The 16,486-nt window shown below is 68.2% G+C and carries 17 protein-coding genes; 7 read left to right on the top strand and 10 right to left on the bottom strand.

Annotation, left to right across the window (positions count from 1 at the left end; all coding sequences use genetic code 11):
• Window positions 1-32 precede the first annotated feature (32 nt).
• Both DTA15_RS08395 and DTA15_RS08400 read left to right on the top strand, forming a co-directional pair.
• Complete coding sequence (locus tag DTA15_RS08395) at window positions 33-308, top strand: YlcI/YnfO family protein (protein WP_006482105.1); 276 nt, start codon at window positions 33-35, stop codon at window positions 306-308.
• Window positions 305-604, top strand: a complete 300-nt coding sequence (locus tag DTA15_RS08400; protein WP_006482103.1) for a type II toxin-antitoxin system RelE/ParE family toxin — start codon at window positions 305-307, stop codon at window positions 602-604. The genes DTA15_RS08395 and DTA15_RS08400 overlap by 4 nt, the downstream gene beginning before the upstream one ends.
• A 36-nt stretch (window positions 605-640) precedes the next feature.
• Here the strand turns inward: DTA15_RS08400 and DTA15_RS08405 are convergent, their stop codons facing one another.
• Window positions 641-2,446 (bottom strand): sensor histidine kinase, encoded by a 1,806-nt coding sequence (locus tag DTA15_RS08405; protein WP_012493138.1) that lies wholly within the window; start codon window positions 2,444-2,446, stop codon window positions 641-643.
• Window positions 2,443-3,090, bottom strand: a complete 648-nt coding sequence (locus tag DTA15_RS08410; protein WP_006495658.1) for a response regulator — start codon at window positions 3,088-3,090, stop codon at window positions 2,443-2,445. Before DTA15_RS08410 ends, DTA15_RS08405 begins: the two co-directional genes overlap by 4 nt.
• A 325-nt stretch (window positions 3,091-3,415) precedes the next feature.
• Between DTA15_RS08410 and DTA15_RS08420 the strand changes: the two genes are divergently transcribed.
• Together DTA15_RS08420 and DTA15_RS08425 are read left to right on the top strand one after the other, a co-directional pair.
• Entirely contained in the window at window positions 3,416-3,868 is a 453-nt protein-coding gene (locus tag DTA15_RS08420; RefSeq protein ID WP_006482104.1) for a hypothetical protein, read from the top strand.
• 108 nt (window positions 3,869-3,976) lie between these two features.
• On the top strand, window positions 3,977-5,995 hold the full coding sequence (locus tag DTA15_RS08425; protein ID WP_006493340.1) for a VTT domain-containing protein: 2,019 nt from the start codon (window positions 3,977-3,979) through the stop codon (window positions 5,993-5,995).
• A gap of 24 nt (window positions 5,996-6,019) precedes the next feature.
• Here the strand turns inward: DTA15_RS08425 and DTA15_RS08430 are convergent, their stop codons facing one another.
• The 5 genes from DTA15_RS08430 to DTA15_RS08450 form a co-directional block, all read right to left on the bottom strand.
• The gene (locus DTA15_RS08430; RefSeq protein WP_006479699.1) at window positions 6,020-6,349 is read right to left on the bottom strand and encodes a helix-turn-helix domain-containing transcriptional regulator; all 330 of its coding nucleotides are present in this window, start codon (window positions 6,347-6,349) and stop codon (window positions 6,020-6,022) included.
• Window positions 6,346-6,678, bottom strand: coding sequence for a type II toxin-antitoxin system RelE/ParE family toxin (locus DTA15_RS08435; RefSeq protein ID WP_006490499.1), 333 nt, complete (start codon window positions 6,676-6,678; stop codon window positions 6,346-6,348). The genes DTA15_RS08430 and DTA15_RS08435 overlap by 4 nt, the downstream gene beginning before the upstream one ends.
• A 287-nt stretch (window positions 6,679-6,965) precedes the next feature.
• Window positions 6,966-7,520, bottom strand: coding sequence for an arsenate reductase/protein-tyrosine-phosphatase family protein (locus DTA15_RS08440; RefSeq protein ID WP_006490500.1), 555 nt, complete (start codon window positions 7,518-7,520; stop codon window positions 6,966-6,968).
• A 183-nt stretch (window positions 7,521-7,703) separates the two neighbouring features.
• Window positions 7,704-10,154, bottom strand: coding sequence for an alpha/beta hydrolase fold domain-containing protein (locus DTA15_RS08445; protein ID WP_006490501.1), 2,451 nt, complete (start codon window positions 10,152-10,154; stop codon window positions 7,704-7,706).
• Window positions 10,141-11,859 (bottom strand): GMC family oxidoreductase, encoded by a 1,719-nt coding sequence (locus tag DTA15_RS08450; RefSeq protein ID WP_006490508.1) that lies wholly within the window; start codon window positions 11,857-11,859, stop codon window positions 10,141-10,143. The genes DTA15_RS08445 and DTA15_RS08450 overlap by 14 nt, the downstream gene beginning before the upstream one ends.
• Before the next feature lie 263 nt (window positions 11,860-12,122).
• On the opposite strand from DTA15_RS08450, the gene DTA15_RS08455 reads away from it, so the two are divergent.
• Both DTA15_RS08455 and DTA15_RS08460 read left to right on the top strand, forming a co-directional pair.
• Complete coding sequence (locus tag DTA15_RS08455) at window positions 12,123-13,154, top strand: AraC family transcriptional regulator (RefSeq protein WP_006490497.1); 1,032 nt, start codon at window positions 12,123-12,125, stop codon at window positions 13,152-13,154.
• Window positions 13,155-13,218: 64 nt separating this feature from the next.
• The gene (locus DTA15_RS08460; RefSeq protein ID WP_006490509.1) at window positions 13,219-13,728 is read left to right on the top strand and encodes a GNAT family N-acetyltransferase; all 510 of its coding nucleotides are present in this window, start codon (window positions 13,219-13,221) and stop codon (window positions 13,726-13,728) included.
• Window positions 13,729-13,745: 17 nt separating this feature from the next.
• Here the strand turns inward: DTA15_RS08460 and DTA15_RS08465 are convergent, their stop codons facing one another.
• The 3 genes from DTA15_RS08465 to DTA15_RS08470 all read right to left on the bottom strand — a co-directional run bounded on the left by DTA15_RS08465 (window position 13,746) and on the right by DTA15_RS08470 (window position 15,750).
• Entirely contained in the window at window positions 13,746-14,699 is a 954-nt protein-coding gene (locus DTA15_RS08465) for a CgnE/CgnB domain-containing protein (RefSeq protein ID WP_006490492.1), read from the bottom strand.
• Window positions 14,700-14,757: 58 nt separating this feature from the next.
• Window positions 14,758-14,880, bottom strand: a complete 123-nt coding sequence (locus DTA15_RS38975) for a hypothetical protein (protein ID WP_006479692.1) — start codon at window positions 14,878-14,880, stop codon at window positions 14,758-14,760.
• A gap of 414 nt (window positions 14,881-15,294) precedes the next feature.
• Window positions 15,295-15,750, bottom strand: a complete 456-nt coding sequence (locus tag DTA15_RS08470) for an Lrp/AsnC family transcriptional regulator (protein ID WP_006490496.1) — start codon at window positions 15,748-15,750, stop codon at window positions 15,295-15,297.
• A gap of 115 nt (window positions 15,751-15,865) precedes the next feature.
• Here DTA15_RS08470 and DTA15_RS08475 point away from each other — a divergent pair, with 115 nt between their 5' ends.
• Window positions 15,866-16,414, top strand: a complete 549-nt coding sequence (locus DTA15_RS08475; RefSeq protein WP_006490495.1) for an RBBP9/YdeN family alpha/beta hydrolase — start codon at window positions 15,866-15,868, stop codon at window positions 16,412-16,414.
• Window positions 16,415-16,486: the final 72 nt, after the last annotated feature.

Genomic DNA, 16,486 nt, shown 5'->3' on the forward strand with positions numbered 1-16,486 from the left:
ATGCATTACATATGTAATACATGGAGTGTGCGATGAAAACCGCGACCATGCCGGCGCTGCGTGTCGATCCGCAATTGCGGGAGGAGGCAGAGTCGGTCCTTGAGGAAAACGAGACGTTGTCTGCGTTCATGGAGTCGGCGCTGCGCGACGGGATCGCGCGTCGCCGTCTGCAACGCGAGTTTGTAACCCGTGGCCTCGCATCGCGCGACGAGGCGCGTCGTACCGGTGAATACGTCGATGCCGCCGACGTGCAGGCCGAACTCGAGGGTATGCTGAAGGCTGCGCGTGCAGCGAAGGCGGCTGATTGATCTATCGGGTCCGATATACACGTGCGGCCCGTGAGGATCTGGTACGGATGTATCGATACTTGCTCGAATGTGATGTGGATGCGGCGGCGCGGGCTGTGGACGCGATCGAACAAGGTGTCGCCATGCTCCGCATGTTTCCGTTCACATGCCGCAAGGTCGATCACGGAAATCCATTTTTGCGCGAGCTGATCGTGTCCTTCGGCACGTCGGGCTATGTCCTGCTGTTCGAGATTGAAGCAGCCGAGCAAGTTACGATTTTAGCCGTACGACACCAACGGGAAGATGATTACCTCTGATACGTGACGATGCGGTGGTTGTCGTTGCCGCGTTGGTCAGCGATTGATTCGCGAATCCCCGTCCACGCTATGCGCGACCGCCACAGGCGCCGGCACCCGCGGAATCTCGACCTCCACCGTCGTGCCTTCGCCGAGCGTCGTCGCGATCCGCAGCGTGCCGCCGACCAGATACGCACGCTCGCGCAACCCCACCAGCCCGAATGAACTCGACTTGCGCGGCACCGCGGGATCGAAGCCCGCGCCGTCGTCGCGTATCGTCAGCGCGATCGCTTCGCCGCCGCACACGAGTTCGACGTTCGCATGCGACGCGGCCGCGTGCCGGGCGACATTCGCGAGCGCTTCCTGAGCGATGCGGAACACGGCCGTCGCATACGGCTCGTCGAGCTGCAATTCGGGCGGCTCGACGTGCAGCGCACACGCGATCCCGTGACGGTGCCGGAAATCCTCCACTAGCCATTGCATCGCCGCCGCGAAGCCGAGATCGTCGAGCATCAGCGGGCGCAGGTCCGACGCGATGCGGCGGGTCGCGGCCACCGCGCCGCGCGCGAGCGCATGCATCGCCGCGATCTTGCGCGCGAGCGACGCGTCGTCCTGCGGCACGCGGTCGATCAGCCATTCGAGATCGTTCTTCAGCGTCGCGAGCGTCTGCGCCAGTTCGTCGTGCAGTTCGCGCGCGATGCGGCGCTGCTCGGCTTCGCGCGCGCTGGCGCTGATCGCGGCGATCTCGCGCAACTCCTCGCGCGACGCCTGCAGCGCCCGCTCCGCGCGCACGCGTTCCTCGACTTCGCGTCGCAAGTCGCGGTTCGACGCGCTCAGCTGCGCGGTGCGCGCGGCGACGCGCTGTTCGAGCCGTTCGTTCGCCTCGTTCAACTGCGCGCTTTTCTGCGCGACGAGCAGATGCTGGTAGCGCGCGCCGGCCAGCGCGCGCACCGTCTGCGCATGCAGCCGGCCGTTCTCGAACAGCATCGCGAACAGCACGACGCCCGACGCGACGAGACCGTACGCACGCCCCGCATAGAAGCCGAGGTCGAAGCGGCCGTGATTCAGCATCGACGACAGCGCGATGTCGAACAGCCACGCGACGAGCACCGTCATCACCCACAGATCGAGCACCGAATGGCGGCGCCGCTGCCGCCACATCAGCATCAGCGCGACGAGGTTCAGCCCCCAGACGACCGTGATCGCGTTCGTCATCGTCGCGGTCATCCTGTTGCCGCTCATGATGCGCGGCAACAGGTCGTGGCCGGCGGTCGCGAGCAGCGCGAGCGCGACCGTCGCGCCGATCGCGGCCGCGATGCAGAGAACGACCGGAATCGCCGCGCGGCGCTGCGGGGCCGGAGCCGGGCGCCCGCGCGACGCTGCGCGCAGCAGCGCGTATGCGGCGACCGACAGCGGAAAGCCGCCGTGCCAGAACAGGTACAGCCACGCGGTGGTCTGTTCGCCGGCGCCGAGCAGGCCGCGCGGCGCGAACAGGCCGGGGAAGGTCAGCATGTGCGTGCCGGCCATGAACGCCGTGAACAGGTAGCCGCCCGCCAGCACGAGCAGCGGCTTCTCGCGCAGGATCGCGTACTGGCCGAGCAGCAGGCCGGCCGTCACCATGTCGTTGACGACGATCGCCGACTGGTACACGGGAATGAACGCCCAGCCCGGCGCGAGCGGCAGGGTGGCGAACGGTGCGAGCGCGGCGAAGATCACGGCCGAGACGAGCACCGTCGCGAGCGCGAGCCGCCGCTCGCGCCGGCCCGGCGGCAGCGACGACATGAACAGGCGCGACGTATCCGGATCGTCGTCGTTCGGCGGCGGCGGCAGCGGTGCGGAGGGGAAGCGGAAGGCGGCCATCATGCGTCGTCGGCGCCGAGGTCGAGATCGTGGCGCACCGCGTAGCGGATCAGGGCGGCTTCGTGCGGCAGCGCCATCTTGTCGAGGATGCGCGTCTTGTACGTGCTGACCGTCTTCGCGCTCAGCGCGAGTTCAAACGCGATCTGCGTGACCGTCTGGCCGGCGACGATGCGGCGCATCACGTCGAGTTCGCGCGCGGACAGTCGCTCGTGCGGCAATACCTGAGCCGGCGCGCGCAGCGTGCGAGCGAGGCTTTCGGCCGCGGACGGGCTCACGTAGATGCCGCCCGCGGCCACCTTGCCGACGGCTTCGACGAGCTCGGCGGTCGCACTGTCCTTCGTCAGGTAGCCGGTGGCGCCAGCCTTGAATGCGCGCGCCGCATACTGCGTTTCCGCGTGCATCGTCAGCACGAGCGTGCGCAGCGACGGCGCCTGGCGCTTGACCAGCCGGATCAGCTCGATGCCGGTCGGCGCGGGCATCGACAGGTCGAGCAGCAGCACGTCGGCGACGGTGCGCTCGGCCAGCGCGAGCGTGCCCGAGCCGTCGCTCGCCTCGCCGACGATCTCGAAACCGCCGGCCATCTCCAGGATGTGACGCAGTCCGTCCCGCATGACTGCGTGATCGTCAGCCAGAATTACCCTGATCATCTTCCAGCGATCCTCTTCGGGATGACGCCGCGTGTTGCCGTCCGGTTGTCGCCGCGGCCGTTCTTCTGACCAATATATGCCCCCGGACCCGAAAACGGTACTCGTTCGAGAAATTTTCGGGAGGGTTGAACGCGGAATGTGCACTGAAACGAAATAATTCACGGGAAAGGGTACGGCGCGACGCGCATCCGGATCCGGGTATTCCCGGGTGATCGTGGCACCCGCGCGGGGCCGGCGCGGCATCACGGCAACCGGTCCGCGAACCGGTCCGATTCGGGACTAAACTGGTGCCCGATGCCACTCGCGTCAACCAAGGAGTCCTGCGATGATCGACCTTGCCGATATCCTGCCGTCCGCATTGCCCGCCGCTGTCGCGTGGGCCGAAGCGGAGGCGGCGCGCGGGCTCGCGCGGGGCACGCCGCTGACGCCGGCACAAGCCGACGACGCGCGCACGGTGGGCGTCGCGCAACCGGAGCGGATCCGCGTGACGGCCGTCGATCGCATGCCGTTTCCCGACACGCCGACGCTTGCCGCGCTCGCCCGCGACACCGGGCTGCTCGCGCCCGGGACGATCGGCCTCACGCTCGGCCATGCGGTGTACGTGCTGCGCGGGCAGGACACGCGCCGCCTGCTGACTCACGAATTCCGGCATGTGCATCAATACGAGGCCGCCGGCTCGATCGGCGCGTTTCTTGCGCGCTATCTGCACGAGGTCGCGACGGTCGGCTACCACGATGCGCCGCTCGAGGCCGACGCGCGACAACACGAATTCGATTGACCCCTGACCCCGACACCGGCGCGAGCGTGCGCATGTCGCGATGAACGTATCCAATGCCCCTGCCGGCCCGCCGTTCGCGCGCCGGGCCGCACCGTTCGGGAGCGTGTGATGAGCGACACGATCCATGCGTGGATCGGTGCGATCGGCGCGCATCCGCTGCTCGTGCTGGCGATCGTGTTCGTGGCCGCCTGCGCGGAGGCGATCGCGTTGATCGGCACGATCGTGCCGGCCGGCGCCGTGATGTTCGCGGCCGGCGCGCTGATCGGCGCGGGCGCGCTCGACGCGTGGGCGACGATCGGCGTCGCGGCCGTCGGCGCGGTGATCGGCGACGGGATCAGTTACGAACTCGGGCGGCATTACCGCGGGATGATCCGCAACGCATGGGCGCGCTTCGGCTATGCGAACGCCTACGCGCGCGGCGAGGAATTCGTGCTGCGTCACGGCATGAAGAGCATCGTGCTCGCGCGTTTTCTCGCGCCGGTGCGTGCGGTGGTGCCGGTCGTCGTCGGCTGCGCGACGCTGCCGCGCCGGTCGTTCTATCCGGTCAACGTGATCTCGGCGCTCGTGTGGGCGCCTGTCCACGTCGCGCCCGGCATCCTGTTCGGCGCGTCGGCCGCGCTGGCCGCGGCGATCAGCGTGCGGGTCGCCGCGATCCTGCTGGTCGTCGCCGCGCTGGTCGCGCTCGTGTGGATCGGCGTGCGCATCGCGCTGCGGCGCGGCTGGCCGCTGCTGTGCCGTGCGCTCGCCGAAGCCCTGCATGCCTGCGCGCGCCGCTGGCCGCGGTTCGGCGCGCGGCTGCACGACGGGATCGCGTACCTGCGCGGGTTGCCGGGCGCGGTGCCCGTGCTCGCGCTGCTGTTCATCGGCTGTGTGTGGCTGTTCGCGGGCATCGTGCAGGACGTCGTCGCGAACGATCCGCTGATGCACGCGGACATCGCGCTGTACGCGTTCCTGCAGAACCTGCGCACGCCGCCCGTCGACGCCGCGATGAGCGCGCTCGCCGTGCTGCATGGGCACGACACGGGGCTGATCGTCGCGGCCGCGTTTCTCGTCTGGCTGATGATTCATCGCTGCTGGCTGTCGGCTGCGTGGTGGCTCGCGACGGTCGGCGTCGCCGTCGTGCTCGTGCCGGTGTTCGGCGGAGGCGTGCCGGGCGCGACACCCGCGAGCCTGCCGCCCGGCGCGCCGCACGTGGCGCTGCCCGACGCCGACGCCGCGTTCGCGATCCTCGCGAGCAGCGGCCTCGGCTGGGTGCTCACGCGCGACCGGCCCGCGTTGTGGCGCATTCCGGTCGTGACCGCGGTCGTGCTGTGGATCGTGCTCGGCGGTTTCGCGCGGCTGTACGTCGGCGACACCTGGTTGTCGGGCCTGCTGGGCGGATGGAGCCTCGGGCTCGCGTGGTTCGCGTTGCTCGCCGGCGCCTATGCGTACTGGCGCGTGCGCGAGCATGTGCAGCCGAGAGGCGCGCTCGTCGCGGTCGTCGTCGTGCTCGCGACGGCCGGCGTATGGACGGTGCCCGCGCAATGGCAGCTCGATCGCGCGGCGCGTCCGCATGTCGGCGACGTGGTCGCGATGACCGTCGACCAGTGGCTGCGCGGCGGCTGGCAGCGCGTGCCGACGCGGCGTACCGAGATCGGCGGCGACCGCGAGGAATATCTGCCGCTGCAATGGAGCGCGACGTCGGACACGCTCGACCGGCATCTCGCGCAGGCCGGCTGGCAGCGTGCGACGCCGTGGTCGCCGGCCACCGCGCTGCGCTGGCTGTTGCCGCAGGCGCCGACGGATACGCTGCCCGTGCTGCCGCGCTATACGCATGGCGAAAGCACGCGGCGCGTGTTCGTCCATATCGACCCGGCCCACCCGGAAAGCCGTTTCGTGCTGCGGCTGTGGCGTTATCCGTACGTGCTGCAGGATGCGCTCGGCATGCGGCCGCTGTGGTACGGCGCGCTGTATCGCGAGACGCTGCGCCGGCCGGCGCGGCTGATGACGATCGTGCGCACGACGACGATCGACGATGCGGCGGCGATCGCGCAGGCGCTGGCGGTCGAGCCGACGATCGCGCATCGGCCGGCGGGAGTGACGGTCGCGCCGGACGAGATGCTGCTGGTGTGGATGGTGAGGCCGTGAGGGGGTGCGCGTGCCGTGCGCCCCTTACGCGTGCGACGGCTGCGCGGGAACGACGGACAGGCGCAGGCCGACGGTCTTGAGCACCGCGAGCAGGGTCTTCAGCGTCGGGTTGCCGTTCGGGGACAGCGTGCGATACAGCGATTCGCGGCTGATGCCGGCTTCGGCCGCGACGGCGCCGAGCCCGCCATACGCTTCCGCGACCGTGCGCAGCGCGAGCAGGCCGGCCGCGCGGTTGTCCGGGTCGTCGAGCGACTCCATCGCGACGCGCAGATAGGCGACCGCGAGCTCGCGGTCGGCGCCGAGTTCGGCGACCTCTGCGTCGTGGTGCGATACCGCGCCTTTGAGCTTGTTCACATTTGCCTCCGTTTCCAGTTCGACCAGTGTTCCTTTGCGCGCCGGATGTCGTCGGATTGACTCGCCTTGTCGCCGCCTGACAATAGCAGCACCAGGGCGCTGCCGTGCCGGCCGAAGTACACGCGATAGCCGGCGCCGACATGGACGCGCAGTTCGATCACGCCTTCGCCGACCGGCTCGCAGTCGCCGAAATTGCCGGTCTGTACGCGGCGCAGGCGCTCGCGGATGCGTGCCTGCGCGAGCTTGTCACGCACGGCGTTCAGCCATTCGGTGAAAGGCTCGCGACCGTCGTCGCGCTGATAGCGAAGCAGTTCGAACTTGGAGAGCATTGTAACTTATAAGCTACAAAAAATCAATGGAACGAATCGGGTCGCATGCAATGGCTTCACAGCCGACGCGCATGCAGCGTCTTCATGGTTCGGCTGTCAGGGCATGGAGCGGACCTCCCGGACGACGATCATTGTTTCATCCGGTCGGGCGCGCGACGATTCGGCCAAATGGCCGGTATCGATGGCGTGATGAGGGGGGATGCGCTCGGAGACGGAGAGCGAGAGGAACGACTGGGTGGAGGGTTTGCCGGCTCGCGATGTGTACCGCGAGCCGGCAGATTCCCGCGCTACTGCTTCGCCGGCACGGCGGTCGCGACTTTGTCGAGTGCCGCCGGAATGTACGTATCGAGTTGCGCGGTCACCGATTCGTAGAAGTCGATCGGCTTGCCCCATGCGTCGGGCACGTCGACGTGTTTCCCGCTCGCGTACTCGGCCAGCGTGAACACCTTGCCGGCCGCCGCTGGATAGAGCGCGAGCACCTTTTCCTTGTGCTTGTCGGTCATCGTCAGGATGACGTCCGAATGCTTGACGTCGTTCGCGTTCAACTGCGCCGCGCGATGCGCGGACGTGTCGATCCCGCGGCGCTTCATCAGGATCACGCCGTTCTCCTCCGGCTTTTCGTCGTACGGATCCTCGTCGACCGCGCGCGAAATTACCGCGACATGCGCGTGGCGCTGCGCGATCAACTGGCCGGCAATCGCTTCCGCCATCACGCTGCGCCCGGTGTTGCCCGTGTCGACGAACGCGACCTTCTTCGGTTCGTCGGCCCATGCCGACGTCGCGCACTGGATGCCGACGCCGCAGAGCAGCGCAAGCGTGCCGAGGGTGTGCCTTCTTTTCATGATGTCTCCGCCAGGGTGGGGTGGTTGCTCGCCCCGGTGACGCACCGGGGTTTGCGGGAAATCATGACGGCCGCATGCGGCGGAAAAAAATAAACGGCCGGTTTTCGCAAGTCGGTGTCGCTTCGTTGCAAGCGGGTGCGACGCTCGGGCCGGCGCCGAGCGTCGTACGTCGCTGCTTCATCGTCATGCCGGCGAGGCGACACGTTCCGCTGCAAACCCCGCCAACGTACGCAACGCATCCCGCGCCGAGCGCAGATAAAACGCCTGCAGATGAAACACGTGCCAGCGTGCCGCATGAATCTCCAGCCGGCACAGCACGCCGCACGCATGCGCATGCTCCGCGAGGCGCTGCGCGTCGGACAGCAGCACTTCCTGGTCGCCGGCCTGGATCAGCATCGGCGGCAGGTCGCGCAGGTCGGTGTCGAGCGGGCCGCGCGCCGCGGCGGACCCCGTGCCGTGATACCAGCGCAGGCCCTGTTCGAGCCAGCCGCGCCGGATCATCGGATCGTCGTGGCGGCGCGAGGCCAGCGTCGCGCCGTCGAGCGCCGGGTCGGTCACGGGCGAGATCAGCAGCAGCGCGGCGGCAGCCGGCTCGCCGCGCTCGCGCAGCGCGATGGCGAGCGCCAGCGCCAGCGCGCCACCGGCGGAGTCGCCGGCGATCACGATCCGGTGTGGCGCATAGCCCTGCGTGCGCATCGCATCGTAGGCGGCCAGTGCATCGTCGAGCGCGGCCGGGCTCGGATGCTCGGGCGCGAGCCGGTAATCGGGCACCCACACCGGCAGCCCCGCGTCGTTCGCGAGGCGCGTCGTCACGCCGCGATGCGTATGCGGCCCGCCGAGACAAAATGCGCCGCCGTGCAGATAGAGGATCGCGCCACCCGTATCGCCACGCTTCGGCGCGACGACTTCGACGGGCACGCGTTGCGCCGACGTGCGGTAGCGCAGCGTGCCGCCCGCGCCGGGCATCAGCGGCGACAGCAGCGCGACGACGCGGCGCTGCATGCGCGCGCCGAACGGCGGCCCGATCAGCGGCCGGAACGCGACGCGCAGGAAACCGCGCAACGAAGCGGCCGTGAAGGCTTCGAGTCTGCCGGCGGGCGGCGCGACCATCGTGCCGTGCAGCGGCGAGGCCGCCGCGGGCAGCGGCTGCGACAAGCGGTACGCGGACATGCCGGTGAAGCGCGTGATCCACCGGTAGGTCAGCGTGAAGCCCGGCCAGTTCGTGCTGTTGTGTCCCGACGCATCGACGTACCAGCTCTTGCAATTGCTCCATACCGACCCTGCGAGCCGTTGCTGCACGTGCACGTTGAAACGCCGGTAGCGGCGCGCGTCGACGTCGATCTCGCGCGCGCCGTCGCGACGCATCGCATGCACGCAGCGCATCACGTGCGCGATCTGGCTTTCGAGCATGTAGACGATCGAGTTGTGACCGAGGTTGGTGTTCGGGCCGTACAGCATGAAGAAGTTCGGAAAGCCGGGCACGGTGAGCCCGAGATACGCCTGCGCGCCGCGTCGCCACGCATCGTTCAGTTCGAGGCCGCCGCGGCCCGTGATGCGCATCGGCGACAGGAACTCGGTCGCCGCGAACCCGGTGCCGTAGACGATCGCGTCGACGGGATGATGCACGCCGTCGGCGGTTTCGATCCCGTCCTCGGTCACGCGCCGGATCGGCTGCGTGACGAGCTCGACATGGTCGCGGCTCATCGCGGCGAGATAGTCGCTCGACAACAGGATGCGCTTGCAGCCGACCGGATAGTCGGGCGTGAGCCGTGCGCGCAGCGCGGGGTCCGGCACGTCGCGCGCGAGCAGCTTGCGAAACGGCCGGCCGACCGCGACCTTCATCAACCCGTGCAGGCGCGTGAACGCGATCGCACGCGCTTCGTAGTGCAGGTAGATCGATGCGCGATGCAGTTTCATCGCCGCCGGCAGCCGGCGAAACAGCGCCTTTTCCCACGGGCGATACGCGCGGTCGGGACGCGGCATCACATAGGCCGGCGAGCGCTGGAACACCGTCAGGCGCCGCACGTCGCCGGCGATCGCCGGAACGAACTGGATCGCCGATGCACCGGTGCCGACCACGGCGACACGTTTGCCGGCGAGTGCATAATCGTGATCCCAGTGTGCGGAGTGAAACGCACGGCCGCGAAACGTGTCGATGCCGGGCAGGTCCGGCATGGCGGGGCGGCTCAGCTGGCCGGTGCCGCTGACGAGCAGCGCGGCGCTCAGCGTCGTGCCGTCGCGCAGCGTGACGTGCCACAGCGCGCCGGCTTCGTCGTAGCGTGCGTGTTCGACTTCGGCGCCGAAGCGCAGATATCGCGCGAGGCCGTACTTGCGCGCGCAGTGTTGCAGGTACGCGTGAATTTCAGGCTGCGGCGCGAACACGCGCGACCACGCCGGATTGGGCTCGAACGAGAACGAGTACAGGTGCGAAGGCACGTCGCACGCGGCGCCCGGATAGCGGTTGTCGCGCCACACGCCGCCGACGTCGTGCGAGCGTTCGACGATCACGAAATCGTGAATGCCGGCGCGTTGCAGCGCGACCGCCATGCCGATGCCGGCAAAGCCGGCGCCGATGATGATCGCGGCAAGCGGCGTGGCGGAGCCGGCGGAACGGGAAGGATCAGGCGACAGCATGGCGGGTTTCCTCGGGCTGGGCGGTATCGTGCGCGGCGTGGGGTGCAAGGGTAGCGTCGAAATCCGTCGCTGTCCTGACGATTGCTTCGGCATGCGGCTCTACCGCTACGCGGCATACGCCGCGCATCAGGTCGACGGCCTTCTCGGCGATCATGATCGTCGGCGCATTGGTGTTGCCGCCGATGAGCGTCGGCATCACCGATGCATCGACGATGCGCAGCCCTTGCAGGCCATGCACGCGCAGTTGCGGATCGACGACGGCGAGCGCGTCGCGTCCCATCCGGCAGGTGCCGACCGGGTGATAGACGGTGTCGGTGCGCCGCCGCAGCACGTCGCGAATCTCGTCGTCGGTCGTCACGTTCGCGGTGAACAGGTCGCGCGTGGTCCAGCTGGCGAGTGCCGGTGCGTCCATCAGGCGACGCGTGAGGCGGAAGCCCGCGACCATGTCGTCGAGATCGCGCGGATCGTCGAAGAATGCGGGATCGATGCGCGGCGCCGCGAGCGGATCGGCGCCGTTCAGCGTGACCGAGCCGCGGCTGCGCGGCCGCAGCAGGCAGACGTGGCACGACAGCCCGTGACCGGCATGCGGCTTGCGCGCATGGTCGTCGACGAGCGCGACGACGAAATGCAGCTGGATGTCCGGTGCGGCGAGATCGGCACGCGTTTTCAGGAAGCCGCCGCCTTCCGCGAAGTTCGACGTCAGCATCCCGCGCCGTTCGCGGCGAAAGCGCGCGAATTCGCGCAGCATGCGCAGCCCGCCGCGGACGGATACGCCCATCGTGTCGACGCTGCGCGTGCGGTAGCCGAAGATGAAATCCGGATGATCCTGCAGGTTGCGGCCGACGCCCGGCAGGTCCGCCCGTACCGCGATGCCGCGCTGCTGGAGTGCACTGCCCGGGCCGACACCCGACAGCATCAGCAATTGCGGTGTCTGCAGCGCGCCGGCCGCGAGCACGACTTCGCGCCGCGCGCGCAGCGTGCGGATTTCGCCGTGCTGCCGCACTTCGACGCCGGTTGCGCGCGTGCCGTCGAACAGGATGCGCAGCACCTGCGCATGCGTCTCGACCGTCAGGTTGTCGCGTCGCCCGACGTGCGGCAGCAGGTACGCGCGTGCCGCGCTCCATCGTTCGCCGTGCTTTTGCGTGACCTGGTAGATCCCGATGCCTTCCTGCTGCGCGCCGTTGAAATCGTCGGTGAGCGGCAAGCCGGCCTGTCGCGCGGCTTCCAGATAGCGCGCGTGAAACGGGTTGCCGGTGCGCAGGTCGCTGACCCACAGCGGGCCGTCGCGGCCGTGCCACGCATCGTCGAAGCGCTCGTTGTGTTCGCTCAGGCGAAAGTACGGCAGCACGTCGTCGTATGCCCAGCCTTCGTTGCCGAGCGCGGCCCAGCCGTCGTAATCGACGCGATGGCCGCGGATATAGACCATCGCGTTGATCGCCGACGAACCGCCGAGCGTCCTGCCGCGCGGCTGATAGCCGATGCGCCCGCCGAGCCCCGGCTGCGGCACCGTGTCGAAGGCCCAGTTGTTCAAGCGGGTGGGCATCATCGCGACCGCGCCGGTCGGCACGTTGACGACCGCGCCGTCGCCCCGGCCGCCGGCTTCGAGCACGCAGACGGTCACGGCCGGGTCCTCGGTCAGCCGCCCCGCGACGACGCAGCCGCCCGACCCGCCGCCAACCACGATGTAGTCGAAAGTCCTGCTCATGGAATCGTCTCCTTTCCTCGGTAACCGGTGGGTCACGCGATGCACGTCGGCATGCGGGGACGGGCGGCGCGCCGGTGGGCGAAGCGGGCGGCGGGATCGATCGGGCGACTCGGTCGCATGGTGTCTCCTCCTGGGGCGATGGCGTCGTTCGGGCGACGACCGGATGACGCCGATGGTGCGGGCCGCGTGGGAAAACACCAATGCTGCTTGGGGACAATTGTTTTAGTATTTGGGCCAAATCGGCGCTTCGAGGGTTTCTCCGCATGAGCTTCTGGGATTTCACCCGGAGTCCGGCCAGCGCCCGGCTGCTGGCCGATTTCGGCGACGAACGCGGCGTGCCGCCTGCCACGTTGCTGGCCGGCACCGGCCTCGCGAGCGCACAGCTCGACGACCCGAAAGTCGAGGTGACGGCCGCGCAGGAACTGCGGCTGACCGGCAATCTGCTGCGCGCGCTCGGCCGGGCACAGGGCCTCGGGTTCGAGGTCGGGCTGCGTTATCACTTCTCCGCGTACGGCGTGTGGGGCTACGGGCTGATCTCGAGCGCGACCGGGAGCGATGCGCTCGCGCTGGCGATGCGCTTTTTGCCGCTCACGTATGCGTACACCGTCATCACGTACCGCGAGGCCGCTGACACCGGCGTGCTCAACTTCGGCGCGCCGGAACTCGACGCCGACCTGAGCCGGTTCCTCGTCGAGCGCGACATGACGGCCGCGGCCGTGCTGCTGCAGGAAATCGCCAGCGGCGATTTCGCGTTGTCGCGCTTCACGCTGCAGGCGGTGCGTTCGCCGGCGCTTGTCGCGCCGCGCATCGCGGGTATCGAGCCGACGTTCGCGGCGCGTGCGAACAGCCTCGAGTTCGATCGCGCGTTTCTCGACCGGCCACTGCCGCATGCGAATCCGCTGACGGTGTCGATGTGCGAGCAGATGTGCGGCCAACTCGTCGAAGCGCGGCGTGCACGCGTGGGCACGTCGGAGATGGTGCGCCAGTACCTGAACGCGACGCCGGGCAGCGCGCCGTTCTCGCTCGAGGACATGGCGCGGCTGATGAACACGAGCCCGCGCACGCTCAAGCGCCGGCTTCAGGACGAAGGCACGACGTTTCGCGCGCTGCTCGCGCAGGCGCGCGGCGCGATGGCCGAGACGCTGCTCGCCGATGCGCGGCTGTCGCTCGCGGAGGTGGCCGAGCGGCTCGGTTTCAGCGATCTGTCCAGTTTCTCGCAGGCGTTCAAGCGCTGGTACGGCGTGCCGCCGGGCGCGTATCGCAGCGCGGCGCGGCGAACGGGCGACCCGCGATGAATCGCGGTACGATCGCTCGTTCGCCTGCCTTGCCTGCTGACATCACACTCACGAGACCCCCCGCATGATCACGATCCGCCCGATGACCGACGACGATTTCGCACGTTTCTGGCCGACCTACCGCGCCATCGTCGCTGCTCAGGAAACCTACGCATTCGATCCCGAGCCGACGCCCGAAGCGGCACGCGCACTGTGGCTCGACGCGCCGCTCTGTACGTGGATCGCCGAGGAGGACGGCGTGGTGCTCGGCTCGTATTACCTGAAGGCGAATGCGGCCGGGCCGGCCAAGCACGTGAGCAACTGCGGCTACATGGTGAACGAGGCCGCGCGCGGCCGCGGCGTCGCGCGCCTGATGTGCGAGCACTCGCAGCAGGTCGCGCGCGAGCACGGTTTTCTCGCGATGCAGTTCAATTCGGTGGTCGCGACCAACGAGGTCGCGGTCGCGCTGTGGCAGAAGCTGGGATTCGAGATCGTCGGCCGGCTGCCGCGCGCATACCGTCACGCGCGGCTCGGCTTCGTCGACTGCCTCGTGATGTTCAAGTGGCTCGGCGACGCGGCCGCCGCCGAAGCCTGAGTCACCTGCGCGCCGCGTCAGACGGCGAACGCGCCGTCGAACACGATCCGCTCGTCGAGCGCGAGCGTGCCGCGCGCGAAGATCAGGTCCAGATGGTGGCTGCCGTTTTCGCCGCCGCCGAGGCCGAGATGCAGGCCCGGATGGCGTTCCTCGAATCCCGCGTTGCGGCCGTACAGGCCGCGGATGCCGAGGTTCGTGCCGATGCCGAATTCCTCGATCCGCCGGTGATTCGCGTGCCGGTCCAGATAGGTCGAGAAGTCGCGCCGGAAGCCCGCATCGTCGGTGTCGAAATCGACGATCGTGCTGTGTTCGACATGCAGCGTCGCGAGCCGCTCGGCCACCTTGTACTTGATCGCGAACGGCACGGTGCCGAGAAACGTGCCGCTGAACACGACGGTGCCGTTCAGGTCCGTCACGTGCGTCGCGATCTCGCCGGGCACGACGTCGAGGTTGCCCATGCCGTCCACGCTCGTCCATTTCTGGTCCGGCGCGAGCGCGCCCGTCAGCGCGTTGCCGGCTTCGTCGATGAAGCGGATCTGCGACGCGCGCGAGGCCGCCTCGATCAGCCGGCCGTTGCGGGCGGCGATGTCGTCGAGCGATTCGGCGAACGCCTCGTCGAGGTGCGGGCCGTAATCCTTGAATAAAACCGATTTACTCCAGTGTTCGACGATCGCGGGGCGGATCGCGGCGAGGAACGGCGGCCCGCTCGGCGACGGCGTCGGCAGGCACGACGAGTCGTACAGCAGCACGAACAGGTCGGCGTTGTCGAGCGCGACGGCGATGTCGGCGGGCGCGGTGCTTTCGAGGCAGAGGGTGGTCGCGTCGAGCGAATCGGGCAGGGCGGAAAAGGCGCGCAACGCGATGTCGCGGTTGCGGGTGTCATAGCCGACCAGCAGTTTTCCCGATTCGCCGCGGGCCAGCTTGGCGCGCAGCGCCGGGTGAAAACCGAGCGCGCGGTGCAGGTTCAGCATGCGTATCTCCGGAAGCGGCGGAAGGGCCGAGGCCCTTCCGCGAGAACGGGTGGCCCGCTCAGACCGGCCAGAGCGCGGTGCCGAACGGCACCACGGCGTCCTCGACCATCATGTCGACGGCCTCGGGGTGCGTGTCTTCCTGCATCCAGTCAAGCAATTCGATTTGCTGGGTTTCCTGCATGTCAATTCTCCTGTGGTGAACATGAGTGATTCAACATGAAAGCGCGACAAAAAAATTGCCGCTCCTCGTTCGGCATTTTGTGAATCCCGGACAAGTGGCGTCGATATTAGTCTGACGAATTTTCGAATGCAATGCGTTGCCATGTTTTTAGCCGACACGTGCTAAACACGCAGCGTTTGCGCTTCACATACTGGAAAAACCGGATAAAACGGGCGACAGATCACGCATCATTTTTTTAGAGGACGGAATCCGGATCGACGAAATGAATTCGGCTATTTTTAATTCGAATTCAATTGTCCGGATTGCTGCGTTTTATGTCATTGACGAAAGCCGCATACGCATTCGCGTGGCGTTCGAATCCGCGATCGAACCGGTCCGCGATGTCACGCACCGCGCGCGGTTCGCACGCGAGCGTCATCCGAGCAACGCCTTGCCGATCGCCTTGGTCGGTTCGGAGCGCAGCACCAGCGAAGTCGTGACCGCGCCGAAGCGCGCAATCGCGTCGATGAGCGTTTCGAGCTGGCCCGGTGTCGGCACCAGCACCTTCAGCAGAAAGCAATCGTCGCCGGTCATGCGATGGACTTCGATGACATGCGGCATGTCGGCAAACGTGCGCAGCGCCGGTTTGATGTGCTCGTGAGTCGTCTTCAGCCGGATGATGGCCATCATGCCCAGCCCGAGCGCCGCCGGATCGATCCGTGCGCCGTAGCCCGCGATGATGCCGCGTTCTTCGAGCCGCTTGACGCGCTCCGACGTCGCGGGCTGCGACAGCCCGATGCGCCGGCCCACTTCCGACAGCGGCGTTCGCGCGTTGTCCTGCAGGGCCTCGAGGATCGCAAGATCCAGGCGATCCAGTGCTTCGTCCGGCATGACGGTCCTCCGGTACCGTTGATTCATCGGCATTTTGTCTCAATAACCGATGACTTGCCATTCCATGCCGACCGGCGCCCCGTCACACTGCCGGCTTTCGTTGATGGAGGGCGTGATGGAGCAAGCGATCGTGATCGTGCCGGGTATCGGCAATTCGGGACCGGATCATTGGCAGAGTCATTGGGAGACCGCGTTTCCCCGCGCCGCGCGCATCGCGCCTGAGTCGTGGGATGCGCCCGACCTGGCCGACTGGACGGCGGCGCTGGACGAGGCCGTGGCGAACGCCGGCGCGCCTGCGCTCGTGATTGGTCATTCGCTGGGTTGTCTGTTGTTCGCGCATTGGCATGCCGCGTCGGCGCGCGCGGTGCGCGGCGCGTTTCTCGTCGCCGTGCCGGACCCGGCAGGGCCGCGTTTTCCGGTGGCCGCCGCTGCGTTCGCGAAGCTGCCGCGCGGCCGGTTCGGGCGCGTGCCGGTGCTGGCGATCGCGAGCGCGGACGATCCGTACGATCCGTCCGGGCGAGCGCTCGAATGGGTCACGCAACAGGGCGCGACGCCGCTGCAGCTCGGCGCGCGCGGCCATCTGAACGCGGCTTCCGGGTTGGGGGAATGGCAAGAAGGACGCACGCTGCTGGCGGCGTTTGCAGCCGGGCTCGGGCGAGCGTGATCGTGCGTGCCTGCGCCGGCCGTCGGGTTTTTGTCGCCACCGCACCGGTTCACGGCGGCTCAAGTATGATCG

The sequence above is a fragment of the Burkholderia cenocepacia genome (assembly GCF_900446215.1).
GTDB classification, from domain to species: domain Bacteria; phylum Pseudomonadota; class Gammaproteobacteria; order Burkholderiales; family Burkholderiaceae; genus Burkholderia; species Burkholderia cenocepacia.